Here is a 24,120-nt window from a genome sequence, read left to right as displayed (position 1 = left end):
ATTGCTTGCTGTATATTCGTTGCTGTTGTTCTTTTATTAATCACAAAAATGACATCTTCCTCTTGGACAGGTTCTTTTATTGAACTACAATTGTAATGTATATAAAAAAGCATTTTAAGAAAGTATTGAAATAAAACCATACTAAAATCAAAGGCCAGACTTTACAAGTCTGGCCTTTGGTTTTATAATATTATGGGCGCATGTTTATATTAAATCCATAGAAAGAATAAAACCGTGTGCGGTCATATAAAGGGTTTTCTCATCCTTTCCTAACGCACAATTGGCGGTCAATTGTCCTGTATGAACTCGCGCTAACAACTTTCCTTCCATATTAAAGATTAACAATCCCTTTGGTCCAGTAGCCAATACATATCCAGATTTAGTGATCTTTAGTCCGTCTGGCAGTCCATGGTATCCTTCTTTGGCCAATATATAATCTACATTATAAAAAACTTTTTTGTTTTTCACTTTACCCGGACTTTCTATATCGTACACATAGTAGGCCGCATTTTCTACATCGGAAACTGCCACAAAAAGTTTTTTGCCATCGGGAGAGAGACATAGTCCGTTAGGATATTTCAAATCCTTGTCCAATAGCATTAATTCTCCTGTCCTTAACAGGCAATACACTCCTTGAAAATCCAACTCTTTTCCTTCATCTTCCAATCCATTTGGCAAACCATAAGGAGGATCTGTAAAATACAGATTGCCTTGGCCATCAAAATTGCCATCATTAGGGCTGTTCAGTTTTTTTCCCTGATAGTTATCCACTAAAAACTCATAATCGGCCTTTGGAATGGACATAGATGCATTCATTTTAGCAACGGCACGATTTCCGTGTTGCATCAATATCAGTTGCCCTTCCGTATTGACCAACAATCCATTGGAACCCGGTTCCGATCCTGTGAAATCGGTTCCGGATAAACCGGAAGGATACAAATAGGTGACAGTATCCAACTTTTTATTCAACTTATATACTTTGTTATTGGGTATATCCGAAAACAGCAAATAATCTCCATTTTTTATATAAACAGGTCCTTCCGTCCATGTAAATCCGTCTGCCAGAATATTTATTTTAGTGTTAGGGTCAATAATATTCAAGGCTTCATTGTCCAAAATTTCAATTTTGAACATCGCTTCCATTTCCGACTTTGTCCTTTTTTGCCAGTTGTTCCGCTGATTCTTTAATTCCGATATGGAATAGACCACCTCCTTGTTCATAGCTTTTCTCAGTTCCTTTTTAGATTCGTTTTTACAAGAACTTACGAGAGCTAAGGATAAAACTATCAGACTTATGATTCTTTTCATGCTATTAAAATATGAATTTACCATTCGTTAAAATTTCCATCCTTTCCACGCCATATGGGATTGCTCCAATCATGACCTATTTTTACGCCTTCTTTAAGCTTTTCTTCATTTATCTCTACTCCAAGTCCCGGTTTTTCAAAGAGCTTCACATAGCCGTCTTGCAAGTCAAAAACCTCGGGATTGACTACATAATCCAATAAATCAAAACCTTGATTGTAATGTATACCTATACTATTTTCTTGGATAATGGCGTTTGCAGACACAAAATCCACATGTAAGGCAGAGGCCAGCGAAACGGGTCCTAATGGACAATGGGGTGCCAATGTAACATCATATGCTTCGGCCATAGTTGCAATTTTTCTAACTTCCGATATTCCGCCTGCGTGACTCAAATCCGGTTGAATAATATCTACCGTGCCTTGTTCCAACAGGGGTTTAAAATCCCACCTCGAAAACATTCGTTCCCCAGTAGCAATAGGTATGCTGGTGTAATCATAGATATGTTTAAGAGCTTCATTATTCTCGCTCAGAACCGGTTCCTCTATAAATAACGGTTCATAAGGAGCCAACTCATCTATGAGCCGTTTTACCATGCCTTTATGCACACGTCCATGGAAATCCAAACCGATGTCCAAATCGTATCCGAATTCTTGCCTCAACAATTTGATGTTGTTTGAAACTGTTTTCACATCTTTCATAGCGGCTATCCAATCCATACCTCCGGTAGCATTCATTTTTACGGCTTTAAAGCCCATTTTCACTTTTTCATGGGCTTGCTCCAATACCACATCGGGGTTATCGCCACCTATCCAACAATACATTTTCATTTTATGACGAACGGCACCTCCCAATAACTCATGGACGGGAACACCCAAAGCCTTACCTTTAATGTCCCAAAGTGCTTGGTCTATGCCCGAAATGGCACTCATGATAACAGGACCGCCTCGGTAAAATCCTCCACGGTACAATACCTGCCATATATCTTCAATACTTTTAGCGGATTTTCCTATTATGTATTTTTCCATCTCTTTTACACAGGCCTCCACAGTAGAAGCCTTACCTTCAACTACAGGTTCCCCCCAACCTATGATGCCTTCTTTGGTAGTGATTTTGAGGAACAACCATCTTGGTGGTACTTTAAAAAGTTCTATTCTTTCAATTAACAAGGAATTGCTCATTTGTGTATGGTTTTTATAACTTCTTTGGCAAGTGATACAATACTCTCAAAGTTCTGCTGATTATGAATCGGTTTTACTAAATTTCCGCCGAGACCAAAACCGGAAACACCGGCCTCTTTCCATTCTTGGATATTCTCCAGCGATATCCCCCCAACGGCAAAGAAAGCTACATTGCTCAATGGTCCTTTTATGGCCTTGAAATATTTCACCCCCATATTGGCTATGGGAAATAGTTTTACGACATCCGCACCGGCAGCTACGGCATTACAAACTTCCGTGGGGGTTAGCGCGCCCATTAATACCGGGACATTATTATCGTGCGATACTTTTACAACTTCCGGATTTGTATTGGGGGTCACTATAAATTGAGCTCCTGCCTCGATAGCATCTTTAGCTATTTTTGCATTGATAACGGTTCCGGCACCCACCAAAATATCAGGATAAGCAATTCTCGCATTTTTTATTTCCTCAAGAAAACCGGGCGTGTTCGAGGTGATTTCCAAAACTTTTACACCGCCGGTAACCAAAGCTTTGATTACTTCGGGAATATATTTTTGCTCAGATAGCCTAATGACTACGACCAGTTTTTCTTTTCCTATTTTATCTAAAATCGTTTCTTTCTTCATCTTATTACGTGTCCTGATGTGTTACCTTCCATTATGGATATAATCTCTTTTTCCGAACTGGTATGCTGGTCTCCCTTTATAGTATGTTTTAAGGCAAAGGCTGCAGTTGCAAAACCAAGTGTTTTATCTACGTCCCATTCCTTTCCTAGCCCATGTAAAAATCCAGCTGCAAAAGCATCGCCTGTACCAAAACGATCCATAATCTCGACTCTATACTTATTCGAAACCATGGTTTTTCCGTTCATGGAACACACACCGGAAAGTATATTTTCGCTTGCAGAATTATGATTCCTCACGGTAAATGCCAATTGTTCAAGTCCAAATTGCTTCTTCGCCGTTTCCAAAGCATCCAAGGTCGTATCCAATGTATTGTTCCCTTTTGCCTCAATATCATAAACATCCTTTAGGACTCCTGCATTTCCAAAAAGTAAATCCGTATGCTCCAGAATCGCATCAAATTTAGTTCTGGCATCACTTTTATCCTTCCATAAGGTTCGTCTAAAGTTCATATCAAAGCTCACTTTAACACCCATTTGTTTTGCTATCTTGGCTACTTTTATGGTTTCCTCCGCACAGTTTTTGGATAGTGCCGGTGTAATTCCGGAAATGAACAACCACTGTTGTCCTTTAAGTATTGTTTCCCAATCGAATTCATTTGGATGAATTGCGCTAATGGCTGAGTCAGCACGGTCATAAATAACACTTGAAGGTCTTATGGACAATCCTATTTCAACGAAATAAGTTCCTATTCTTGCTCCTCCCCTCAAAATATTTTTTGTTGATATTCCGAAGTTCTGTAGTGACATCATGCACCCATCCCCCACTCCGTTCAAAGGAATTTTGGTGACGAATTGAACGGTATTTCCCAATATGGCCAAGGAACTCGCAACATTGGACTCCGAACCTGCATAATGTACCCCAAAAGATTGGGCGGTATTGATTTTCCCCGCATGATTGCTCGGTGTAAGCCTAAGCATAATTTCCCCAAAAGTTGTAAAACCCATAATACTACCAGTTAGTTAAAGAACCATCATTTCTATATAATCTTGGAATATCCACCAATTTAAATTCCTGTGCCATCGCCAATTCCTCATTGAATTCCACTCCCAATCCGGGAGTATCCAGAACTTTATAACGAGCACCTTCCAATTTAGGTTGAACGGGATAAAAATCAGGTGCGTTCGTACCCATATATTGTGCCGGGGTATTTACCTCCTCCAAATAACTAAAGTTTGGGCAGGCCGCCGCCACATGGATACTGGCCGCCGTACAAATAGGACCTAACGGATTGTGCGGCATTAAATCCACATAATGGGTTTCTGCCATGGAAGCCACTTTCATAGCTTCTGTAATTCCGCCGACGTTACATACATCTATACGGGCATATTGAGCAATGTCATTTTCCAAAAAAGGCATGAATTGCCATTTACTGGAAAATTCCTCACCAATGGCAAAAGGAACATTGATCATATTTCGTAAAGCTTGATAAGCTCCCGGATTCTCATCTCTTATAGGTTCTTCCAGAAAATCAATAGTGCCTTCCGGCATTCGCTTCATAAAGGAATAGGTTTCCGCAGCATTTAGCCTAGTATGATAGTCTAGCCCTATGACAATATCAGGTCCTACCTCTTTTCTGAGTTCAACGATCCATTTGGATAATTTGTTGATGGATTTCCTAGGTTCAAACCTATTTTTGTCTTCTTGCGATTCAAATTCCGCGGGGGCCAATCGTAAAACCGTCCATCCTTCTTTCACACAAATCTTGGAATATTCCAACAATTCATCTCTGGTAGTGAACCTAACCGAAGCAAAACACTCCACAAAATCGCGTTGTTTACCTCCCAATAATTCATAAACGGGAACTTCCAATGCCTTTCCCTTAATATCATGCAAAGCAATATCGATGGCCGAAATAGCCGCCGTGAATACGCGTCCACCTTCAAAATATTGCCCTCGATACAAAGTTTGCCATATGGCCCCAATTTGCCCCGGGTCCCTACCTATTAAAAGGTTTCTAAAATGTTTTATAAGACCTACAACGGCCAGCTCCCTTCCTGAAAGCCCCGAACAGCCCCATCCGTAAAGACTGGAATCTGTTTCTACTTTCACTACTAATTGTACCCCACCCCCTTTTATGTTAATAGGATACGATTTTATATCGGTTATTTTCATTGTTAATTGATGTTGTTCCTAAAAATGGAATCTTTAATCCTTCAAAATTATTATACAACCCTATTTTCTTTCGGTGAAATACGTTCAACTTTCCCGACGATAAGCGTGTAAGCAAAAAAGCCCATCAATGCCACCGCGCCTATAAAAAAAAGTGCCGGACTAAAATCACCTCCTTGTACCAAATAGCCGATGATTACCGGAACAATTACAAAAGCCAAACCGCCGATGAAATTAAAAGCCCCGCCTATGAGCCCCATATTATTTTTTGGTGCTATGAGCGATATGAAAATCCATGCTATACTCGCCAATCCGTTGCCAAAAAAAGCAATGGACAAGAACAAGATAATATAAAAGGTATCGTCCGTGTAATTGGCCCCAATAATAGCTATTGACAAAAGCATTCCCGTAATGATAGGTGCTTTTCTAGCAATTTCGGGTGTATATCCTTTTTTAATCAGAAAGTCGGAAGCGAACCCGGCCAACAGCACTCCAAAGAAAGCTGCGATGTAAGGAACCGAAGCATAGAAGCCCGATTTTATAAAATCCAGTCCACGGTATTCTACCAAATAGGTCGGGAACCAGGTCAAAAAGAAAGCTGTCGTTGCTCCCAAACAGAACTGCCCTATATATAGGCCCCATAATTTTCTGTAAATGAAGGCTTGCTTTAAATCCGACCATTGAAATTTCTTTTTTTCTTGAACCACTCCCTCCTTATCAATAATACCTCCTCCTTTTTCTATATAGTCCAACTCAGATTTGTCCATAGATCTATGGTTCTGCGGGTCCCTATAAAATATGTACCACACCCCGGCCCAGACCAAGCCAATAATACCGGATACGATAAACAGTCCGCGCCATCCCAAGGAATCTTGGATAAACGTTAATATAGGCAAAAGTGCCGCCAGACCCAAAAACTGTCCTGAAGTGTAAGTCGCAATTGCCGATGCCCTTTCATTTTCGGGAAACCAGCGCGTAACTATCAAATTATTGATCGGATAGGAAGGTGACTCAAAAAAGCCTATACTGGCCCTTAGACCGATTAATGCGATAAAAGAATTCACCACGCCTTGGAGCAGTGTTACAATTGACCATAAGGCCATGATGATAGGATATAGAATTCTAGAGCGAACCTTATCGGCAACGATTCCACCCGGGATTTGCAGGAGCGAATAGGTCCATCCAAAGGCCGAAAAAATATAGCCCATTTGTATTGCATTCAATCCAAGCTCTTCTTTTAAAGCGGCAGCGGCAACGGACATGTTTGTCCTATCTAGATAGTTGATTACCACAGTAAAAAATATCATCGCCAAGATATTGTACCGTTTTTTAGTTTTTGGTTTGGCGGTATTCATCAATTTAGATTCATAGTTTAGTCTATCAGTGATTTTAATAGTTATTTCTTTCGTACTTCGATTTATAAAAATCCAACTTTTAGTTTTAGGTAGAAGTTTTTTAAAAATCAAAGTAATTAATTGCCTTAATACTTATTTCATTGGTATCAATTCTAGAGAATGGAATAAATGTACTCTTTTTCAAAAGCGTTCTGAAACCAAAATATCATTTTTAGTTTTTCTTGTATTGAAACTCTTTATCAAAACCTACATTGCGAAAAGCTTCGGTTTGTGGCAATACAAAATTATATTCATGAATTTCGTCAATCTCTACTTTAAGATTTTTAGATTCAAACTCCATCACATGACCTGCGAAGGTCTCATCATCCGAAACAAAATGTAAATGATGACCGGACGCATTAATGTCACCAATAAATTCAGGACAAAAAAAAACCTACCATAGTACCGGAAAAGTTCTCCCTTTCAAAAATTGGCCGGTTAGGAATCAACACGTCCAACCCTTTACCGTCACCGCCATTAATGGTCATCTTGTTTTTAGAAGGTTTGATGCGATAGCTTTCTGAGCCTAATTTTTCATCTATTTTAAAATTGATAATAATTGGAGCCGATCTGTTTTCCTTTAGTGCATTTTCAATTTGCTTTTTGGGAAATTCTAAATTGATTCCATCCTGACCAAAAATTAAAAAGGTAGATAATACTAAAAAGAGAAAAAGTAGGGGCCGGTATTTTTTCATTTTTGCATTTGAAGTTGTTCTGTGATTTTTAGGCCATTTTCCACAAGTCTTGAACTTTTTTCAAATCTCTCCTCATTGCCTTGAATACTTCCTTTTGATCAATATTAATTTTTGTCATGCCATGTTCAGCTCCTCCCAAATCGTATTCAAAATGCATGGAAACAGGAACATTGATTTTGTGTTTTTTCAGCATTTTAAAATATTCATGAAAATTTACCATCCCCTCACCTATAGGAACATTCATTAATTTCCATTGATTACCTTCTCTTGACCATTTATAGTCCTTTATAACAATGGTATTTATTTTGGGCGCAATTAATCTTAATTGTGTTGGCCATGCCTGTGCTCCTTCTACACTGGCATGTCTAATATCATATTGACATCCCATGAATTTATTGTCCAAACCTTCTAAAAGATTGTGTACTTCATAGATAGATGCACCTACAAAAGAACCTGCGTGATTCTGAAATGCTCCTTTAATCCTATATAATTCATTGAGTTTGGCCAGCTCCTCAACTTTTCTCTTAATCAGTCGTAAATCTTCAAGGATAGAACCATTCTCCGTCCAATGATAGTATCCCAAACGATAAAACCGAATCCCTTGATCAGCCGCTATTTTTAGCACGTTTCTAGTATGTACGTCATCTACGTCCGTTATACCGGAAGTCATCATCACAGGATCAAACCCTACTTTTTTAAGACTTTGAACTGCCAACGGTAAATCTTGTGCAACATTTTGAGGAAGTACGTGCCCCTTTGGACGAACTGACAAATCTACTCCTTGAAAACCAATCTCTGCCGCTGCTTGGGCCAGTTCGTTGTAATTTAAGAACTGTAAGTGTTTTGAGAACACATGAATATTTAACTCATCTCCTAAAGGTTTTGATGTTTTCGAAAAAAGCTCATTTGAAATTCCGAGACCTGCTCCCGCCGTAACCAATGCGGTTTTACCTATAAAATTACGTCTTGTTATTTTTTTCTTCATGTATTCAGCTTTGGATGTATGCAAATAAATCACGTATTTCTTGTTCGCTCCAATCCTCTGACAAACGTTCGGGCATGATCGAGTTGGATTGTGCAGCTATATTTTTAATTTCACTTGTAGCCAAGATAATTTCATCACTTCCCAAAGGCTGTATCGCAATACTCTCTGCAGTGCGGTTTCTCAATATCCCGACAAAAATTTGTCCATCATTTTTTTCAATCTTGTAATTCACGTATCCTTCACGGATATCTGCATTAGGATTCACAATATTGAGCACCATATAAGTTAGATTGCTCCTATCATACCCTGTCAAATCCGGACCAATATCACCTCCTTGTTCCTTAAAAACATGACAGCTGGCACAAAAATTCTTATAAACGGTTTTACCGTTTGCTATATCTCCTTTACCGTTAGAAAGTGCATTGGCAATACGTTGAATCTCTATCTGTTTTTCTTCTGATGTAACCAGTTTTACATCGGGCCATATAGTTTCTACTTTTTTTGTTAATGTGCTATCTCCCAAAAGTTTGAACTGCCGTACAATATCTAAAGGAACTTCCTCTTTTTTTACTTGTCTTGTCTCTGTAATGCGATATAAAAAATCGTGGGCCCAAGTAGCCCTACTTGCAAATAATCTAAAAGACGCATTCCTCAATCCTAAATCCGCCCTTAACTTAAAGGGATATGATTCTGCTAATTCCGCTCCAATTTCATCATTGTCATAATGGTTCAGGGCTTTTAAACTAGCTTCACGAAGAGCGGTGGAATATTTATGGTCTTTTGCAATTTTCAACAAAACAGGAATAGCTTGCGGTTGATCTATCTCTCCAAATACTTTGATATATGATAACCGTTCCAGTTTGTCCACATTTGTATTCGGCAATAAATCAAGTACCTCCTTTACCGCTTCGGATTCATTCTTGCGCAATGCCGAGGTTAATCTTCCCGCACCAAACTTAGATTGCAATTCTTCCATTACTTTTACAATGTCCGTAGGTACTTCTAAAAGATTCCTTCCCCTTAAACCTTCTTGCAAACCCGTGAGCGCAATTTTTGAATGCATATCCGAAGGCGTCATTTGCAATAATTTCAAACAAGACTTATAATCCTCAAAAGTCCCTTTTATAGCATAGCGCTGCACCAACCTACTCAAAATAACCTCTTTGACCAGTTTGGTATTCCATAAATCCTTGTCCTTGAAAAGAGCCAACAGCTCTTCTCTTCCTTTTTCCACGTGCGCTTCAATAGCCCACCAAGTAAACAATTGGTTTTCTATATCTTCTTGATTGGATGTGTTTTTTAGCAAGTTTTTGATGATAGGAATTCCTGTAGCGGCCGGAAGTCTCTTTGCGGTCGATGCTAGTTGCCCCAAAACTTCTAAATGTTTTTCATTGCCAGCACGATCAATCAATTTTAATGCCACTTTTTTTGATGATTCATTGGTATCCCCGACCAAGCGTATTCCCCAAGATCTAACATACGGGTCTGTATGTTCCAAGGCCATGATCGCGATTTCATCCGTAAAGCCTCCACTTAGATTAATGGCCCAAAGTGCTTCTAAGGCCAATTGACCATTTGTAGTTTGCTCTAATAATTTTACCAGTTTAGGTACTATAGATGTATTTTTTTTATCTCCAAATTGACGCAAGGCCTCTTGACGAAACCATTTGTTCTTATCCCGTAATAATGTAATGAGCTCATCATCATTTAGCTTGCTCAAATCAAATGACTTCGTTGGCAAGCCTTCCTTATTTCGTATTCTATAAATACGCCCAGTAGTCTTGCTCCATGTATCACGGGGGTCTACATGAGACATTCTACTATCGTTCCAATCTGCAAGATACACGGCACCATCCGGACCGGATTTAATATCGACCGGCCTGAACCAATGATCCTCGGATTGCAGTACTTTTTCTTCATCAATACATAAAAACGTAGAACCTTTGGGGACTACTCTTGTTAAACGAACAAAATTATGAAGCGGGTTTAACGCCAAAATTTTACCTTGATATCTTTCCGGTAAATTTTCTTCTTCGTATTTGATCCACGCATGTGTAAATCTGAATTTCTCCCCCACCAGTTCCATACCCGGTAGAAAACCGAATGCGTACGGATTTCTTAGGGGGCCATGTTTTCCCCAGTTCTTTATATAATAACCCCCTTGTTTATAATAGAGTCCTCTGGATGTTCCGTTATCTCCCGAATAGACACGTCCTTTTTTATCAAATTCTACGTCAAAGGTATTACCACCACCTTCAGCAAATATTTCGAATATTTTGTGCGCAGGATGATATCTCCAAATCCCCTGACCACTGAGGTACACATTTTTACTGTTCTTGGAACTTACATTGGCGATACAGGTACTTCCCTGAGCACCATACAACCAACCATCCGGACCCCATCTCAGATTATTTGCCACCGCGTGCGTATCTTCCAGGCCAAAACCTTCTAAATGAACTTCAGGTTTTCCATTTGGCAAGCCATCGCCGTCCGGGTCTGGGTAAGCTACTAAATATGGTGGTGTTAATACCCATATCTTGTTCCGTCCCAAAACGACCCCAGTAGTAATGTTGAGACCTGTTATGGCATCTGTGGATTTATCAAAAGTACCGTCTCCATTAGTATCTTCAAAAAAAGTAATTTTATCCGCTCCCAATTCTCCTTCCGTGGGCGGCTTGAGCTCCTTATCAAAAATGGCTCTATTATGCCTATCAAGATCTACGACCTTGACTCCCTCCGGATACGGGTATTGGTTATATTGCACTACCCAAAGACGTCCTCTGTGATCAAAACTTATATCTACCGGCTGATGTATTATTGGTTCGGAAAGTACAAGATCAATAGCCAAATCTTCTTCAATCTTAAATTTTTTCAAAGATTCTTCAGCAGGCATATTCAAAGACCCATCCGTTTGAATTCCCATACTATTAAAAGAATTCATAAAACTCTTTATCTCCTCATCATCCGTAATTTCATCTACCGTAAGATTTCTAGGCTGCTTTATTATCTCCTCTTTGCATCCAACAAAACTCAGTAAAATTAGAATCAAACTTATATGCTTCTCCATACTATCCCTTTTCTGCAATTTTTATATCCGCTTCCACATTTTTGATATGTTTTCGGAAAGAAAATTCTTCATCGAATTGATGAGGCATTACGACAACATTATATTTTTCAACAGCCTTTACGTAATCTTTCCAATGTTTCAATGCATCCGTTAAATGTGATACCGCCTTTTTTTGTACTACGGGCTTTCCGTTAGATCTGTAGTTTTGTAGCGCTACTCCCCCTCGTATTTTATCGGCTATGTAAAGTCCAAAATGCCCCCAAGCATCAATATCGTTCAATTCTATTTTCAGCAAATCGTTCTCGGGATGGTCAGCTATAGCTTCCAAAGCAATCTGTTGGGCCTTTTTGCTGTTTTCTTCCATGGTTTCTGCAAATTGCACCGGTGTAATCTGATTTTGCTCAAATTTTCCGTTTACAAAGTCTGCAATATTTACATAAGCAGCATCCAATACACGATGTGTCATCATCTTTTCAACGGTAATAAATTGACCTCTTTCCCGTGTCATGCCCTCCGTGTATAAAGTGCCGTCCCATTCCCCACGATAAAAACTTGCCCAACCGTTTGCATTCTGGGAAGCTAGTTTCCAAGCTTCAATAAGTTTTTCGCCATCTTCGATTCTATATTTTTCTGTGAGCGCTTCGGCAAAATAGGCATCCGATGTTTGGTCGTTATATAAAAGGTTTCCCCATGTTTTGTAAAAGAGCCATTGCCGTTGAAAAGCATAGTCCCATAATTTATTTTTTTCTCTAGTGATATAGTCCTTGGCAGGAATATACGTTTCCGAACCTATGATGGCTCCGGCCATATAATCTTGACTATTGTACTTCATATACTCACGTATAAAATCCGGTTGGCCCCAACGAAGCACGAAAAAATCCTCGTTTCTTATGGTATAGACTCCTTTGTAATTTTTGGGTTTGGGATTCCAATAGGTATCCGTTAAAATTCCCCCATGTACTACGGACAGTTTGGGCGAAGAATGGCCGTGGGACCAGTTAAACTTGAAACCCAATAATACATTATCCTCAAAACCAATGTTTTCTATGGCTTCTCGTGTAATGACTTCGGTAGCTTTGCTTACCGTACCATGACTGGTCAATCCTGCGGAAAGCGGTGCCCGATAAAAAAATTTAACCTTTCTATCCGCTTCTTTTACGCCCTGCACCAAGGTCCTATCTATCCAATCCTTGCGCATTTCCGAAGTCATACCGCCCATACGTTCTCCCAAGGTAATTCCAATTCCGACGATATCTTTATACTCGTTTATGGTCTTGGCCACCATTTCTCTGGTATATTCTTCAATAAGTTCATTGGTTTCACCATCTCCCCAATAACCACCCTCTTTGGAATACCCGGCAACATTGTAAGCTTTACTGAATTCTTCGGACACGAATATATTCCAGTTAAAGATATAGGGATCTATACCTCTATCCTTGGCCATTTTGAAGAGTGTTTTCCAGAATGTTTTCCACTCTGCCATTTCTTCCTTTGTAAAAGGGGATGCCTTCGGAAACTTTTCGGATTGCACCATATACATGTACGGATGTAAATTCCAGAGAGAAAGTACATTGAACTTATTTTCCACCATCATATCCAAATACGCTTCCCAAAACTTCAAGTCTTTACAGGTTTCATAGTGAAGTGATAAGTTTTCGCCACCCCGATATGGAAACCAAGGTAGATTGAATTTTATGGCCCTGAAGGAATAGTGTGACGTTATGTCTTTCGTTTTCAACGTTTTCCAAGTAGCATCTTTTTTAAGTTGCTCGGCAATGTCCAAAATACCATAAAGTAAACCTCTGGAACTTTCCGATGTTAGCTGTACCGACCCATCTTTTCGAGATATTGCAAAACCTTCGTTCTTTTCTTCGGTTAGACTTTCTATTAGAACAATTCTAAAATCTGCTTTGGTAGAATCCGCAACATAAACCGTATTGATTTTTTTTGCTGAGAGTTCGTTTTCCAACTTTTGTAATCCATATTGCAAATTGGTTTTAACGGCTTCTTCTACAAAAATGCTTACTTCATCATTTTTTGAAGTGCAGTTAAAAAGTAGGAATACTACTACTAGACCAATATATTTTCTCATTCCTTTGTTTTGAACTTGGAGTAATGGCAAGATTATAGCCCCTACCTTTTATATCCACTCATAAAATTGGAGATTAATTTTTGACTAACTAAACCTATATGTACTTATAAGTACCACAAATGTCTTTAGTCAGCATGGATTAAGCATCTAGATAGTATTTGCCTTGGAATTGCATTACGCTATTCCAAAAAATGACCGAAAAGACATCAATATATAAAAAATCCATCATTCCGGTTCAAAAACTAAACTCAAAAAGGTTAGGCCCATTGTGCGAGAGGGTTAACAGTATAAAATTAACGCAATACTACATTATGCTGAAGAAAACAATTTAGATATGGCATAAAATAAACCCATCCCAACAACAATCAAAAACATATGTCATATAACCTTGGATTTAGGTTTGGTAAATTACCTCAAGTTTATCAAACTAAATATTCATTAGATGCCCCACAACTTCAAGTTATTCCATTTAATCCTTCTTATGTGGTCAATTACTGGTTATGGCCAAAAAATGGAAAAGAATTTTAAATTGGATTGGGACACTCTCAAAAAGCATGAGACACCGGAATGGTTCAAGGATGCAAAATTTGGTATTTATTGTCATTGGGGGCCCTATTCCGTTCCCGCCTATGAGAATGAATGGTATTCGCATTGGATGTACGTAAATCCCGATAACCCGGAATATCCTCAAGGAAAAAAGTTCTATGAGCATCATATTAGGACATACGGCCCTTTAAATGAATTTGGATATAAGGATTTTGTTCCCATGTTCACTGCGGAAAAATTCGACGCGGCAGCATGGGCCGACTTATTCGAAAAAGCGGGTGCAAAATTTGCCGGTCCGGTTTCTGAGCATGCAGACGGATTTGCAATGTGGGACAGTAAGTTGACACGTTGGAATTCAAAAAGAATGGGCCCTAAGCGGGATATCATGGGCGAACTGTCCAAAGAAATCCGTAAAAGAAACATGAAGTTCATTGCCACCTATCACAGACACTGGCTTTTGGGATGGTACCCCACTTGGGACACCACAACAGATGCCTCGAATCCTGAGTTGAGCGACCTGTACGGGCCCAAAATGAAAAAGGGAGATTTTCAATATCCTCCTACTCCCCATGAAATTGATGCAGGAATAAAAAAATATTATCCACTTGCAGAAGAAGAATTCAATAAGGAATGGTTGGCCCGTTTAAAGGAAATAGTGGATAATTACGATCCTGATTTGGTTTGGTTCGACAATAAGATGGATGTTATTGGCGAAAAATATCGAAAAGAATTCCTTGATTACTATTATACCGAATCCAAAAAAAAGGAACAAGAAGTTGTAACTACATACAAATTCTATGATTTAGCCAAAGGAACCGCGGTACTGGACGTAGAACGCTCCCGAATGAGTGAAATGAAAGATTTTCCTTGGCTTACGGACGATTCTATTGATTGGAAAGCATGGAGCCATATTGATAATCCAAAATATAAAAGCACTAACAGAATCATTGATTTTCTAGTGGATGTAGTAAGCAAGAATGGATGTCTTTTACTCAATATTACGCCAAAGGCGAACGGGGAAATTCCCGGACCCGTACAAGAACGTCTTTTGGAAATTGGAGAGTGGTTAAAACACAACGGAGAGGCCATTTACGGCACTAGGCCTTGGAAAATTTATGGAGAAGGCGATGCCAAAGTCATTGAAGGGCACTTAAGTGAAGACAAAAACCCAGACAACACTGCAAAGGATATTCGGTTTACAACCAAAAACGATATTTTATATGCTACCGTTTTGGATTGGCCCAATGAAACGGTTACCATTAAATCCTTGAAAAAGAACAGCGACTATTATACTGGCGAAATCAAATCCATTCAATTGATAGGTTCGGAAGAAAACATCACCTTTGAAAGAAAGGAGGATGCGCTTCACATTACTTTTCCTAAAAAGCCAATTGGAAAACACGCATTTGTTCTTAAAATCAGTAGCGCTGAATAACAATCAATCCTAAATATTTTTAAAAATGAAAAAAAACACATCGATTGCACTCATCTTATTATGTGCCATCAGCACATATGCCCAAGATAAGGATTGGACACCTTTATTGGACAAACAACTTAGCAAGTGGGATAAATACATTGGCGTTCCGCATACTAGCGTGAAAGGAATAGATTGGGCTCCAAAGGGTAACGGTGTAGAAGGAACGGCCTTGGGTTTGAACGTGGACCCGTTGAACGTATTTAGTATAAAAAAAGAAAATGGTGAGCAGGTATTGTACATTACCGGTGAAATATATGGTGGACTAACGTCCAAAGAAATTTATGAAAATTACCATTTGAAATTCGATTTTAAATGGGGCGAGAAAAAATGGGAGCCTAGATTAAAGGATAAAAGGGACAACGGAGTATTGTACCACTGTAACGGCGAACACGGTGCTTTTTGGAATGTTTGGATGGAGTCTCAAGAATTTCAGGTGCAAGAAGGTGATATGGGCGATTATTTTGGTTTGGCCGGCGGTGTAAACACCATTAAAGTTTCAAAGAACAAAGATAATTTTTATGAGTATGACGAAAACGGGATTGAAATGAGATTGGGCACTGTTATTAAAGGAAAATACAAGTACAGAGGCGTTCGTAATGGAAATTATGAAAAACCTAATGGTGAGTGGAATACGTTGGAGCTGATTTGTTTTGACGGAACCTCCTATCATATCGTAAACGGCAAAATAGTAAATGTATTGACCAATGCGGAAAGACGTACGGAAGTAGGTTATGAACGTGTTACGAGAGGGAAAATTCAAATACAGTCAGAGGCTGCAGAAGCTTACTACAGAAAAATAATGATCAAAGAACTCAGGGAACTGCCTTCATTTTTGAGAATAAAACACTCATCAATCAAAAAAAAGTGTGTCTAAAATGTGTATCCAATTGTCACGAGCGTCTCTAAATTTCGGAGGAGAATCTTGAAAAAAGGACGTTCGAAACATCTCGATTGCGCTCGATGGGACAAAAAGTTGAAAACAAGATTTTAGATACGCTCTTTTCTTTACTTCAATTCCAGTTGTTGTACTTCATTAGGAGATTGGCCCCTTATCCTTTCAAAGGCCGTTTTCATTTCCTCCAATTTATCAGGATGAGTTGCTGCTAGATTATTTTGCTGAGCAATATCATCTTTCAAATTATATAATTGATATGTTTTATCATTTCCAAGCTCAATATTTACCTCCCTATTTATAGGAGCTAAATCGTACGGAGGAATCATGACCCAGTTGCCTTTTCTCAAAGCTGTTCGGGTAGTCGCTTCCAAAATCAGCTCTTTTCTGCCTTGATCGCTATTTCCCATAAAAACATCTATCAAGTCCTCTCCATCATGTGATTTTTCATCGCTTCCTACAAGATTGGCCAAAGAGGAAAGCAAATCTACCTGACAGACCAATGCATTGGAAACACCCGGATTTATTTTCCCTTTCCAATAGGTTACAAAGGGCACTCTGGCACCGGCTTCAAAAAGGCTATATTTTCCACCTCTCAAGGGTCCGGCAGGAGTGTGCTTCCCAAGCTTTCTTCTAGAAAAGTCAAAATAGCCATCGTTCAGTACTGGTCCATTGTCGCTAGAAAAAACAATCAACGTATTTTCCAAAAGTCCTTCTTTTTCCAAAGTCTTCATGAACTCCCCGATACACCAATCGGCTTCTAAGATGACATCTCCCCTGGGACCCATGCCGGATTTCCCTTCAAATCTTGGGTGTGGTGTTCTGGGAACATGGGGTTGCTGTAAGGCATAATAGAGGAAAAAGGGATTTTCTCTTTTCGTTTTTATAAATTTTTTGGCCCTGTTCAAAAACTCATCCGCCATATCTATATCATTCCACAAAGCGGACTTTCCACCTTTCATAAAGCCGATTCTTGGGATACCATTTACAATACTATTGTTATGGCCATGTTTCCATTTCATAGTGGTGAGCTCAGGATTTTCCAGTCCAGTGGGTTCTCCTTCAAAATTTTTATCATAACTAACCTCAATAGGGTCGTTCAGGTCTAAATTGGCTACATGGCCGTTGTCCATATAAACCGTTGGCACTCTATCTTGGGTTGCCGCCAATATATAAGATTCGTCAAACCCCACTTCATTAGGTCCAGGAGATACTCTTTCATTCCAATTAACCGACCCGTTTCCTAAACCCAAATGCCATTTTCCAACAATCCCCGTATAATAACCTTGCTCCTTTAGCATTCTGGGCAAGGTCATTTGAGTAGTATCTATAATTAAAGGGGCTGTTCCCGGAAGAATCTGCGCATTTTTACGCCATGGATACTGCCCAGTCAACAAGGCATATCTACTGGGCGTACAAGTGGCAGAAGAGGCATAACCGTTCGTAAAACGGAGACCTCCATTGGCGAGGGCGTCCATATTTGGTGTTTGTATTTCAGTGGCGCCATTAAAACTAACGTCACCATAACCCAAATCATCCATATAGATTACAACAATATTCGGTCTTTTAATAACCGAAGCTGCCTCAGTTTTTTTCTCGTCTCTACAACTAATGGCTAGAAAAGCAAAAAATAAACCTGCAAGTGTTCCTTTCATAACATCAAATCTGTTTCTTATTGAGTTCTTTTGAATTTTTTAAATAACGTGAGTTCGACCTAAGTTAATCAATATTAAATCGATTTTCAGTTATTTATGATTTACTGTCGGGTCGAGCCTGCCTAGTCGGCAGACAGGCGCAGTCGAGACCTCCTTGGAGCATATATTTTTAAAGACTTCTCGACTACGCTCGAAGGGAAAGTGTCCATATTTGTTGATATTCCAGGTACAAACGCTAAGGCTTTATATCGAACTCCATTAAATAAGAAGAATTTCAACAATATTTCAAATAGTAATACTATCGGTTTTTGGTTGTAACGGAAAAAATTCTCGTTTTCTATTAACATTACAATCCCCTAGACAGGGTCTTTATTGAGGTTGACCATTTGTTGCACTTATTTGGACATAAGGCGTTTCCATATAGATTCAAAAATAAGAATTTAGCCAAAGGCTGTAGTATTATACGTCTTAAAGGTAAATTTCAATTTTAATAAATGAAATCGATAATCAAGATACTCTCTATATTTCTTCTTTTAACGCTTACGGTACAAATTTCCTGTAAGACCAAAAGTGAGAAAGACATCGCAAAAAATGCACAGCCCGATTCTTTGGCTGTTTTTGAATCAAACTGGGAATCCATAAAAAAGAATTATAAGGACCCGGAATGGTTCAACGATAGTAAGTTTGGAATCTTCATCCATTGGGGCGCTTACTCCGTACCAGCATTCGGTTCTGAATGGTACCCAAGAAAAATGTATATGGATACGGCTACCTTTAGCGCACAATTGAACTTAGAAAGTGAAGGTCCCAACCCCACTTTTACTTATCATAAAGAAAAATGGGGCACTCAAAAAGATTTTGGATACAAGGACTTTATTCCAATGTTCAAGGCAGAAAAATTTGACGCCGCTGAATGGATCGATCTTTTTAAAAAATCAGGTGCCAAATATGTAGTTCCCGTCGCGGACCATCATGACGGTTTTGCCATGTACGACTCAAAAACAACACGATGGAATGCCGCTAACATGGGACCTAAGAAAGACATTTTGGGAGAATTGTTCAAAGAAGGCCGTAAGCAAGGGTTAATTATGGGAGCTTCGTCCCACTATGCCTTTAATTGGTCCTTTTACAATAAAAAAGACCATTTTGATACCACTGATCCAGAATATTCAGATTTATATTCCCCAAAAGGAAAAGATTTAAACGAGCCCGTCTCCAAAGAGTTTAAAGAAAATTGGTACGCAAGAACCACGGATTTAATAGATAATTATCAGCCGGATATTTTGTGGTTCGATTTCTATTTGGACATCCCGGATTATGATGAGTATCGTCCTAAAATCGCAGCTTATTACTATAACAAAGGCTTGGAGTGGGGCAAAGAAGTAGTGATAAACGATAAAAACTTATTTCATGAAGCCTTCCCTGAAGGAACCGTAATTTATGATCTGGAACGTGGGAAACTTCCAGGGATCAGAAAGTTGCCATGGCAAACGGATACATCGGTAGGAAAGCATTCATGGTCACATGTAACCAATGAAGAATACAAAACACCAAATAGCTTAGTTGATGATTTGGTCGATATTGTTTCAAAAAATGGAAATCTATTATTGAACATTGGACCAAAGGCAGACGGGACTATTCCCGAGGAGCAAAAAGAAATCCTGATGGAAATAGGAAAATGGCTAGATATGAATGGTGATGCCATTTATGACACCAAATATTGGAAGACTTTTGGCGAAGGACCAACCGAAGAAGAAGGCGGGTATATGGCCGATCACAAAAACAATAAAATATTTACCGCCAATGACATTCGCTTTACCCAAAAAGATGGAAAATTATACGCCATCATGTTGGCATGGCCTAAAAATAACGAAATAACCATAAAGTCCCTGAGCAAGACCAGTGAACATGCAAAAGGTCTGGATATTAAGGGAGTTAAGCTTTTAGGAAGTGATTCTCAATTAACCTACGACCAAACCGATGAAGGATTGGTGGTAAGCAACTTGGGAAAACAAATAGGAAATTATGCACACGTATTGGAAATAACTATGTGATGCTGCAAAAATGTTAATTTGAGTTAGTTTTTTTATCAAAAAGACGCATCGTTATTTATTTAATGGTGCGTTTTTTATAAACGTTCTTTGATAATTTGGCATGCCACACTACTTAGTTTTTTTCTTCTGTCGGGTTTTTATATTTTGATATGTATTCCTTCGGGGACATGTTCATGATAGAACGAAACTGTCTATTAAAATTAGAGATGTTGTTAAAACCCGATTCATAACAAATTGTGGAAATGTTGTTTTTATGTTCAATCAATAGCTTACATGCATACCCTATTCGTATTTCATTGATGTACTTGGAAAAACTTTTTTGATTGACACGTTTAAAAAATCTACTAAAAGCTGATGGATTCATGCAGACTTCCTTTGCAACATCCTCTAAACGTAAAGATCCAGAGAAGTTTTTGAAAATGTACTCATATGCTTTATCAAGGGTCTCATTTTGATTTTCTTTAAAAGAATCTACAAAATCCTTGGTACATAAGAGCTCGTATTTTTCATGCTTGGCCAAAGTATTTAAGATATTTAAAAATGTTATCGTCCTTTCAAAAGCATCATGTATTTCAACTAACTTTTGGATTCTCTTTAATGTTTTGGCTTTTGGGTTTATAAATTTTATACCATATCTGGCATTGTATAAAAGTTTGAAAATATGCTCCATTTCCCTTGATTCAATAAAATCAAAACCTAAAAATTCTTTCTTGAAATGTATAACGATATCCTCAGCAATAAGGTTGGAGTTTTCACCAAAATAGTCGTCGTCATTAAGCCACATATGTGGTAGGTTTTTGCCAAGCAGGACAACATCACCTGGATTAAACTTTTTTATACTGTCACCTACAAATCTAGTACCGATGCTTTGTAAGGTTAGAACCAATTCCAATTCTGGATGATAGTGCCATATTTTAAGAAAATAGGGTTCTTTATGGTGTGTAACCATAAAAGATCCCTTTTCGGGATTTTCCCTGTTTAATAAATGAAGTTTCATCTTATACGACTACTTTTAGCGACAGAATGTAAACTTTAAACTTTAAATAGGCAAAAAAAGTATCGTAATTGATCCGTTTAATAGTAGTTATTGGTATGTTGTTCCCCTAATTTTGAGATTACATATGAATATTGAATAGTAATGTTAGTTAAATGAAATATATAGTTTGCGAAAAACCCGGAAATTTTATCTTGAAGGAAAAAGAAAATCCTATAAGAAATAGCGGAGAAGCATTATTAAAAGTCAATAAAGTTGGTATTTGCGGAACAGATTTACACGCTTACGCAGGCAATCAAGCCTTTTTCACTTATCCTAGAATTTTAGGTCACGAACTGGCAACCACTATCAAAGAAATAGATGACAATGATAAAGGTCTTAAAGCGGGTGATAATGTAGTGGTCATGCCATACATAAGTTGTCAAAAATGTATCGCTTGTAGAAATGGAAAAACCAATTGCTGCACCAATATCCAAGTATTGGGCGTTCATACGGACGGTGGTATGCAAGAAGAAATAATTGTTCCCATAGATATATTGATTCCGGCAAAAAATCTAACGGACGATCAAATGGCAGTGGTAGAACCGTTAGCTATTGGTGCACATGCCATAAGACGTTCGGGATTAAAATCCGGAGAAACCATTGCAGTAGTAGGTTGTGGTCCTATTGGCATAGGCATCATGAAACTGGCCCAGATAGCAGGTGCCAAGGTAATTGCTATTGATGTAAACCAACAGCGTCTAGAATATGCCAAGGAAAAAATTGGCGTGGACCATATTGTCTTAGGCGGACCCGATGCAGTAGAAAAAGTTGCAAGCATCACCAATGGTGATATGGCAACCGCGGTATTCGATGCTTCCGGTCATAAAGGAGCCTTGGAATCCGGTCCGGATTATATGTCGCACGGAGGTCGTTATATTTTGGTTGGACTCTCCAAAGGCGAATTAACATGGGCACATCCGGCCATTCATGCAAAAGAAACGACTATTATGTGCAGTAGAAATGCTACTTTAGAGGACTTTGAGCATGTTATTTCGGTTTTGGAAAAAGAATCGTTCCCACTGGATTCATTTATTACCCATAACGTAGATTTTACGGAAATGATAGCCCATTTTGATAACTGGTTAAAACCAGAAACAGGAGTAATAAAAGCAACCGTGAATTTTTAATTTCGATATAAAATAAATTTTCCTTAGTTAAAAATGAAAATAAGTAACGTATGAAAAAAGTAGTGACCTTTGGAGAGATAATGTTGCGTTTGGCCCCAACGGGTTTTTTAAGATTTTCGCAAGCCAGTTCTTTTGATGTTGTTTATGGTGGCGGTGAGTCCAACGTGGCCGTGTCTTTGGCCAATTATGGTGTCCCGGTGGATTTTGTGACGCGCTTGCCAAAAAATGATATTGGGGAATGCGCCATGATGGAAATGCGTAAAAGAGGCGTTGGTGTAGATAAGATCATCTATGGTGGCGATCGTTTGGGGATTTACTTTTTAGAGACGGGAGCAGTGTCTAGGGGCAGTAAGGTTGTCTATGACCGTGCACATTCCGCTATTGCCGAAATTGAGCCCGGAATGATAGACTGGAAAACAGTTTTTAAAGATGTGGCTTGGTTTCATTGGACAGGAATTACCCCGGCAATCTCGCAAGGGGCAGCAGACTCGTGCCTTGAAGCCGTAAAAGTGGCCAGTGAAATGGGCATTACCATTTCTACGGACCTTAACTATAGAGCCAAACTTTGGAACTATGGCGGTGACCGCGAAGCCATTATGACGGAACTCACCTCCTACTGCGATATCATCTTAGGAAATGAAGAGGATGCTGAAAAGCATTTTGGAATACACCCTGAAGGGTTGGATGTTCATAAAGACGGCCACGATGTAAAAGCGGAAGCGTTCCTATCGGTCTGTAAACAAATGATGGAAAAGTTCCCAAAAGCAAAAAAAGTGATTACGACCTTAAGAGGATCCATATCCGCATCGCACAACACCTGGGCCGGTGTTTTGTACGATGGAAAAGAAATGTTCGAAACGCGTCAATATCAAATAACCGATATTGTAGACCGTGTTGGCGGTGGTGATTCTTTCATGGGCGGGTTAATATATGGCCTCCTTAAATATCCTGAAGATGACCAAAATGCACTGGACTTCGCCGTGGCAGCATCCTGTTTAAAACATACTATAAAAGGGGATGCCAATTTGGTCACTGTTTCCGAAGTTGAAAAATTGATGGGCGGCGATGCATCGGGAAGAGTAGCAAGATAAATAAGTTCATGGATTCCTGTTTTTAAATGAATCCAGAAAGTAAATACAATCCAAAATATGGCACAATATTCAAGAATAGAAGTCGCTAACGTCATGAAGGAAACCGGTATGGTACCTCTTTTCTACAATGCGGACGTAGCGTTAGGAAAAAAAGTCTTAAAGGCGTGTTATGATGGTGGTGCCAGATTGATGGAGTTCACCGCTCGTGGCGATTTCGCTTTTGAGGTTTTTTCAGAACTTAACAAATATGCCATTGCCGAGCTTCCGGGAATGATTATGGGCGTCGGTTCCATCACGGATGCAGCGGCAGCTTCCATGTTCATGCAGATGGGCGCAAATTTTATCGTAACACCGTCACTTAGGGAAGATATTGCCATTGCTTGCAACCGCAGAAAAGTATTATGGTCACCTGGCTGCGGCTCCTTGACCGAAATAAACAAGGCCGAAGAAATGGGTTGTGAAATCGTAAAGCTCTTTCCAGGATCTACATACGGGCCCGGATTCGTGAAAGCGATCAAAGGACCACAACCTTGGACGAGCGTTATGCCAACAGGTGGGGTAAGTACGGAGGAAAGTAATTTGAGAGGCTGGTTCGATGCTGGAGTCACCTGCGTTGGCATGGGTTCAAAACTCATCAGTAAAGAAGTATTGGCCAACGAAAACTATACAGGACTCGAAACAAAAGTACGGGAAACACTGGCCTTGATTAAAGCCATACGAAAGTAGAA

The 24,120-nt window shown here is 39.1% G+C and carries 19 protein-coding genes; 6 read left to right on the top strand and 13 right to left on the bottom strand.

The annotated features are described in order from the left end of the window. Positions 1-204: 204 nt before the first annotated feature. The 11 genes from ACKWBX_RS02720 to ACKWBX_RS02670 all read right to left on the bottom strand — a co-directional run bounded on the left by ACKWBX_RS02720 (position 205) and on the right by ACKWBX_RS02670 (position 13,514). Positions 205-1,308: an SMP-30/gluconolactonase/LRE family protein gene (locus ACKWBX_RS02720; protein WP_413967106.1), complete on the bottom strand. Its 1,104-nt coding sequence runs from the start codon at positions 1,306-1,308 to the stop codon at positions 205-207. Positions 1,309-1,325: 17 nt separating this feature from the next. After that, complete coding sequence (dgoD, locus tag ACKWBX_RS02715) at positions 1,326-2,486, bottom strand: galactonate dehydratase (protein ID WP_462043913.1); 1,161 nt, start codon at positions 2,484-2,486, stop codon at positions 1,326-1,328. After that, a complete protein-coding gene (locus ACKWBX_RS02710) occupies positions 2,483-3,112 on the bottom strand; it encodes a bifunctional 4-hydroxy-2-oxoglutarate aldolase/2-dehydro-3-deoxy-phosphogluconate aldolase (RefSeq protein WP_413967105.1) in 630 nt (209 codons plus the stop codon). The genes dgoD and ACKWBX_RS02710 overlap by 4 nt, the downstream gene beginning before the upstream one ends. Continuing rightward, the gene (locus ACKWBX_RS02705) at positions 3,109-4,116 is read right to left on the bottom strand and encodes a PfkB family carbohydrate kinase (RefSeq protein WP_413967104.1); all 1,008 of its coding nucleotides are present in this window, start codon (positions 4,114-4,116) and stop codon (positions 3,109-3,111) included. Before ACKWBX_RS02705 ends, ACKWBX_RS02710 begins: the two co-directional genes overlap by 4 nt. A 4-nt stretch (positions 4,117-4,120) precedes the next feature. Further along, complete coding sequence (locus ACKWBX_RS02700; RefSeq protein ID WP_413967103.1) at positions 4,121-5,284, bottom strand: mandelate racemase/muconate lactonizing enzyme family protein; 1,164 nt, start codon at positions 5,282-5,284, stop codon at positions 4,121-4,123. 50 nt (positions 5,285-5,334) lie between these two features. Next, positions 5,335-6,636 (bottom strand): MFS transporter, encoded by a 1,302-nt coding sequence (locus tag ACKWBX_RS02695; RefSeq protein WP_413967102.1) that lies wholly within the window; start codon positions 6,634-6,636, stop codon positions 5,335-5,337. A 211-nt stretch (positions 6,637-6,847) separates the two neighbouring features. Beyond that, complete coding sequence (locus ACKWBX_RS02690) at positions 6,848-7,039, bottom strand: acetolactate decarboxylase (RefSeq protein ID WP_413967977.1); 192 nt, start codon at positions 7,037-7,039, stop codon at positions 6,848-6,850. 13 nt (positions 7,040-7,052) lie between these two features. After that, entirely contained in the window at positions 7,053-7,370 is a 318-nt protein-coding gene (locus ACKWBX_RS02685; RefSeq protein WP_413967101.1) for a hypothetical protein, read from the bottom strand. Positions 7,371-7,398: 28 nt separating this feature from the next. Continuing rightward, positions 7,399-8,355, bottom strand: coding sequence for a sugar phosphate isomerase/epimerase family protein (locus ACKWBX_RS02680; protein WP_413967100.1), 957 nt, complete (start codon positions 8,353-8,355; stop codon positions 7,399-7,401). Positions 8,356-8,359: 4 nt separating this feature from the next. Continuing rightward, the gene (locus tag ACKWBX_RS02675; RefSeq protein WP_413967099.1) at positions 8,360-11,422 is read right to left on the bottom strand and encodes a DUF7133 domain-containing protein; all 3,063 of its coding nucleotides are present in this window, start codon (positions 11,420-11,422) and stop codon (positions 8,360-8,362) included. A 1-nt stretch (position 11,423) separates the two neighbouring features. Continuing rightward, positions 11,424-13,514 (bottom strand): hypothetical protein, encoded by a 2,091-nt coding sequence (locus ACKWBX_RS02670; protein ID WP_413967098.1) that lies wholly within the window; start codon positions 13,512-13,514, stop codon positions 11,424-11,426. Between the two features lie 511 nt (positions 13,515-14,025). Here ACKWBX_RS02670 and ACKWBX_RS02665 point away from each other — a divergent pair. Continuing rightward, a complete protein-coding gene (locus tag ACKWBX_RS02665) occupies positions 14,026-15,495 on the top strand; it encodes an alpha-L-fucosidase (RefSeq protein ID WP_413967097.1) in 1,470 nt (489 codons plus the stop codon). Between the two features lie 25 nt (positions 15,496-15,520). After that, complete coding sequence (locus ACKWBX_RS02660; RefSeq protein ID WP_413967096.1) at positions 15,521-16,411, top strand: 3-keto-disaccharide hydrolase; 891 nt, start codon at positions 15,521-15,523, stop codon at positions 16,409-16,411. A 131-nt stretch (positions 16,412-16,542) separates the two neighbouring features. Here the strand turns inward: ACKWBX_RS02660 and ACKWBX_RS02655 are convergent, their stop codons facing one another. Continuing rightward, complete coding sequence (locus ACKWBX_RS02655) at positions 16,543-18,084, bottom strand: sulfatase family protein (protein WP_413967095.1); 1,542 nt, start codon at positions 18,082-18,084, stop codon at positions 16,543-16,545. Between the two features lie 494 nt (positions 18,085-18,578). Between ACKWBX_RS02655 and ACKWBX_RS02650 the strand changes: the two genes are divergently transcribed. Continuing rightward, on the top strand, positions 18,579-20,138 hold the full coding sequence (locus ACKWBX_RS02650) for an alpha-L-fucosidase (protein ID WP_413967094.1): 1,560 nt from the start codon (positions 18,579-18,581) through the stop codon (positions 20,136-20,138). Between the two features lie 112 nt (positions 20,139-20,250). On the opposite strand, the gene ACKWBX_RS02645 is transcribed toward ACKWBX_RS02650, so the two are convergent. Continuing rightward, positions 20,251-21,135, bottom strand: a complete 885-nt coding sequence (locus ACKWBX_RS02645) for an AraC family transcriptional regulator (RefSeq protein ID WP_413967093.1) — start codon at positions 21,133-21,135, stop codon at positions 20,251-20,253. A 152-nt stretch (positions 21,136-21,287) separates the two neighbouring features. Here ACKWBX_RS02645 and ACKWBX_RS02640 point away from each other — a divergent pair, with 152 nt between their 5' ends. Genes ACKWBX_RS02640 through ACKWBX_RS02630 form a run of 3 tightly spaced genes read left to right on the top strand, consistent with a single transcriptional unit; the run spans position 21,288 to position 24,118 of the window. Beyond that, positions 21,288-22,301, top strand: coding sequence for a zinc-binding alcohol dehydrogenase family protein (locus tag ACKWBX_RS02640; RefSeq protein WP_413967092.1), 1,014 nt, complete (start codon positions 21,288-21,290; stop codon positions 22,299-22,301). Between the two features lie 50 nt (positions 22,302-22,351). Beyond that, the gene (locus ACKWBX_RS02635; RefSeq protein ID WP_413967091.1) at positions 22,352-23,392 is read left to right on the top strand and encodes a PfkB family carbohydrate kinase; all 1,041 of its coding nucleotides are present in this window, start codon (positions 22,352-22,354) and stop codon (positions 23,390-23,392) included. Positions 23,393-23,449: 57 nt separating this feature from the next. Then, positions 23,450-24,118 carry a bifunctional 4-hydroxy-2-oxoglutarate aldolase/2-dehydro-3-deoxy-phosphogluconate aldolase gene (locus ACKWBX_RS02630; protein ID WP_413967090.1) on the top strand — a complete coding sequence of 223 codons (669 nt, stop codon included), beginning with the start codon at positions 23,450-23,452 and terminating at the stop codon, positions 24,116-24,118. Positions 24,119-24,120 lie beyond the last annotated feature (2 nt).

The organism is Maribacter algae (assembly GCF_047345745.1).
Classification (GTDB): domain Bacteria; phylum Bacteroidota; class Bacteroidia; order Flavobacteriales; family Flavobacteriaceae; genus Maribacter.
Note: the sequence above shows the minus strand (reverse complement) of the source record. Positions and strands in the feature narration are given on the sequence as shown.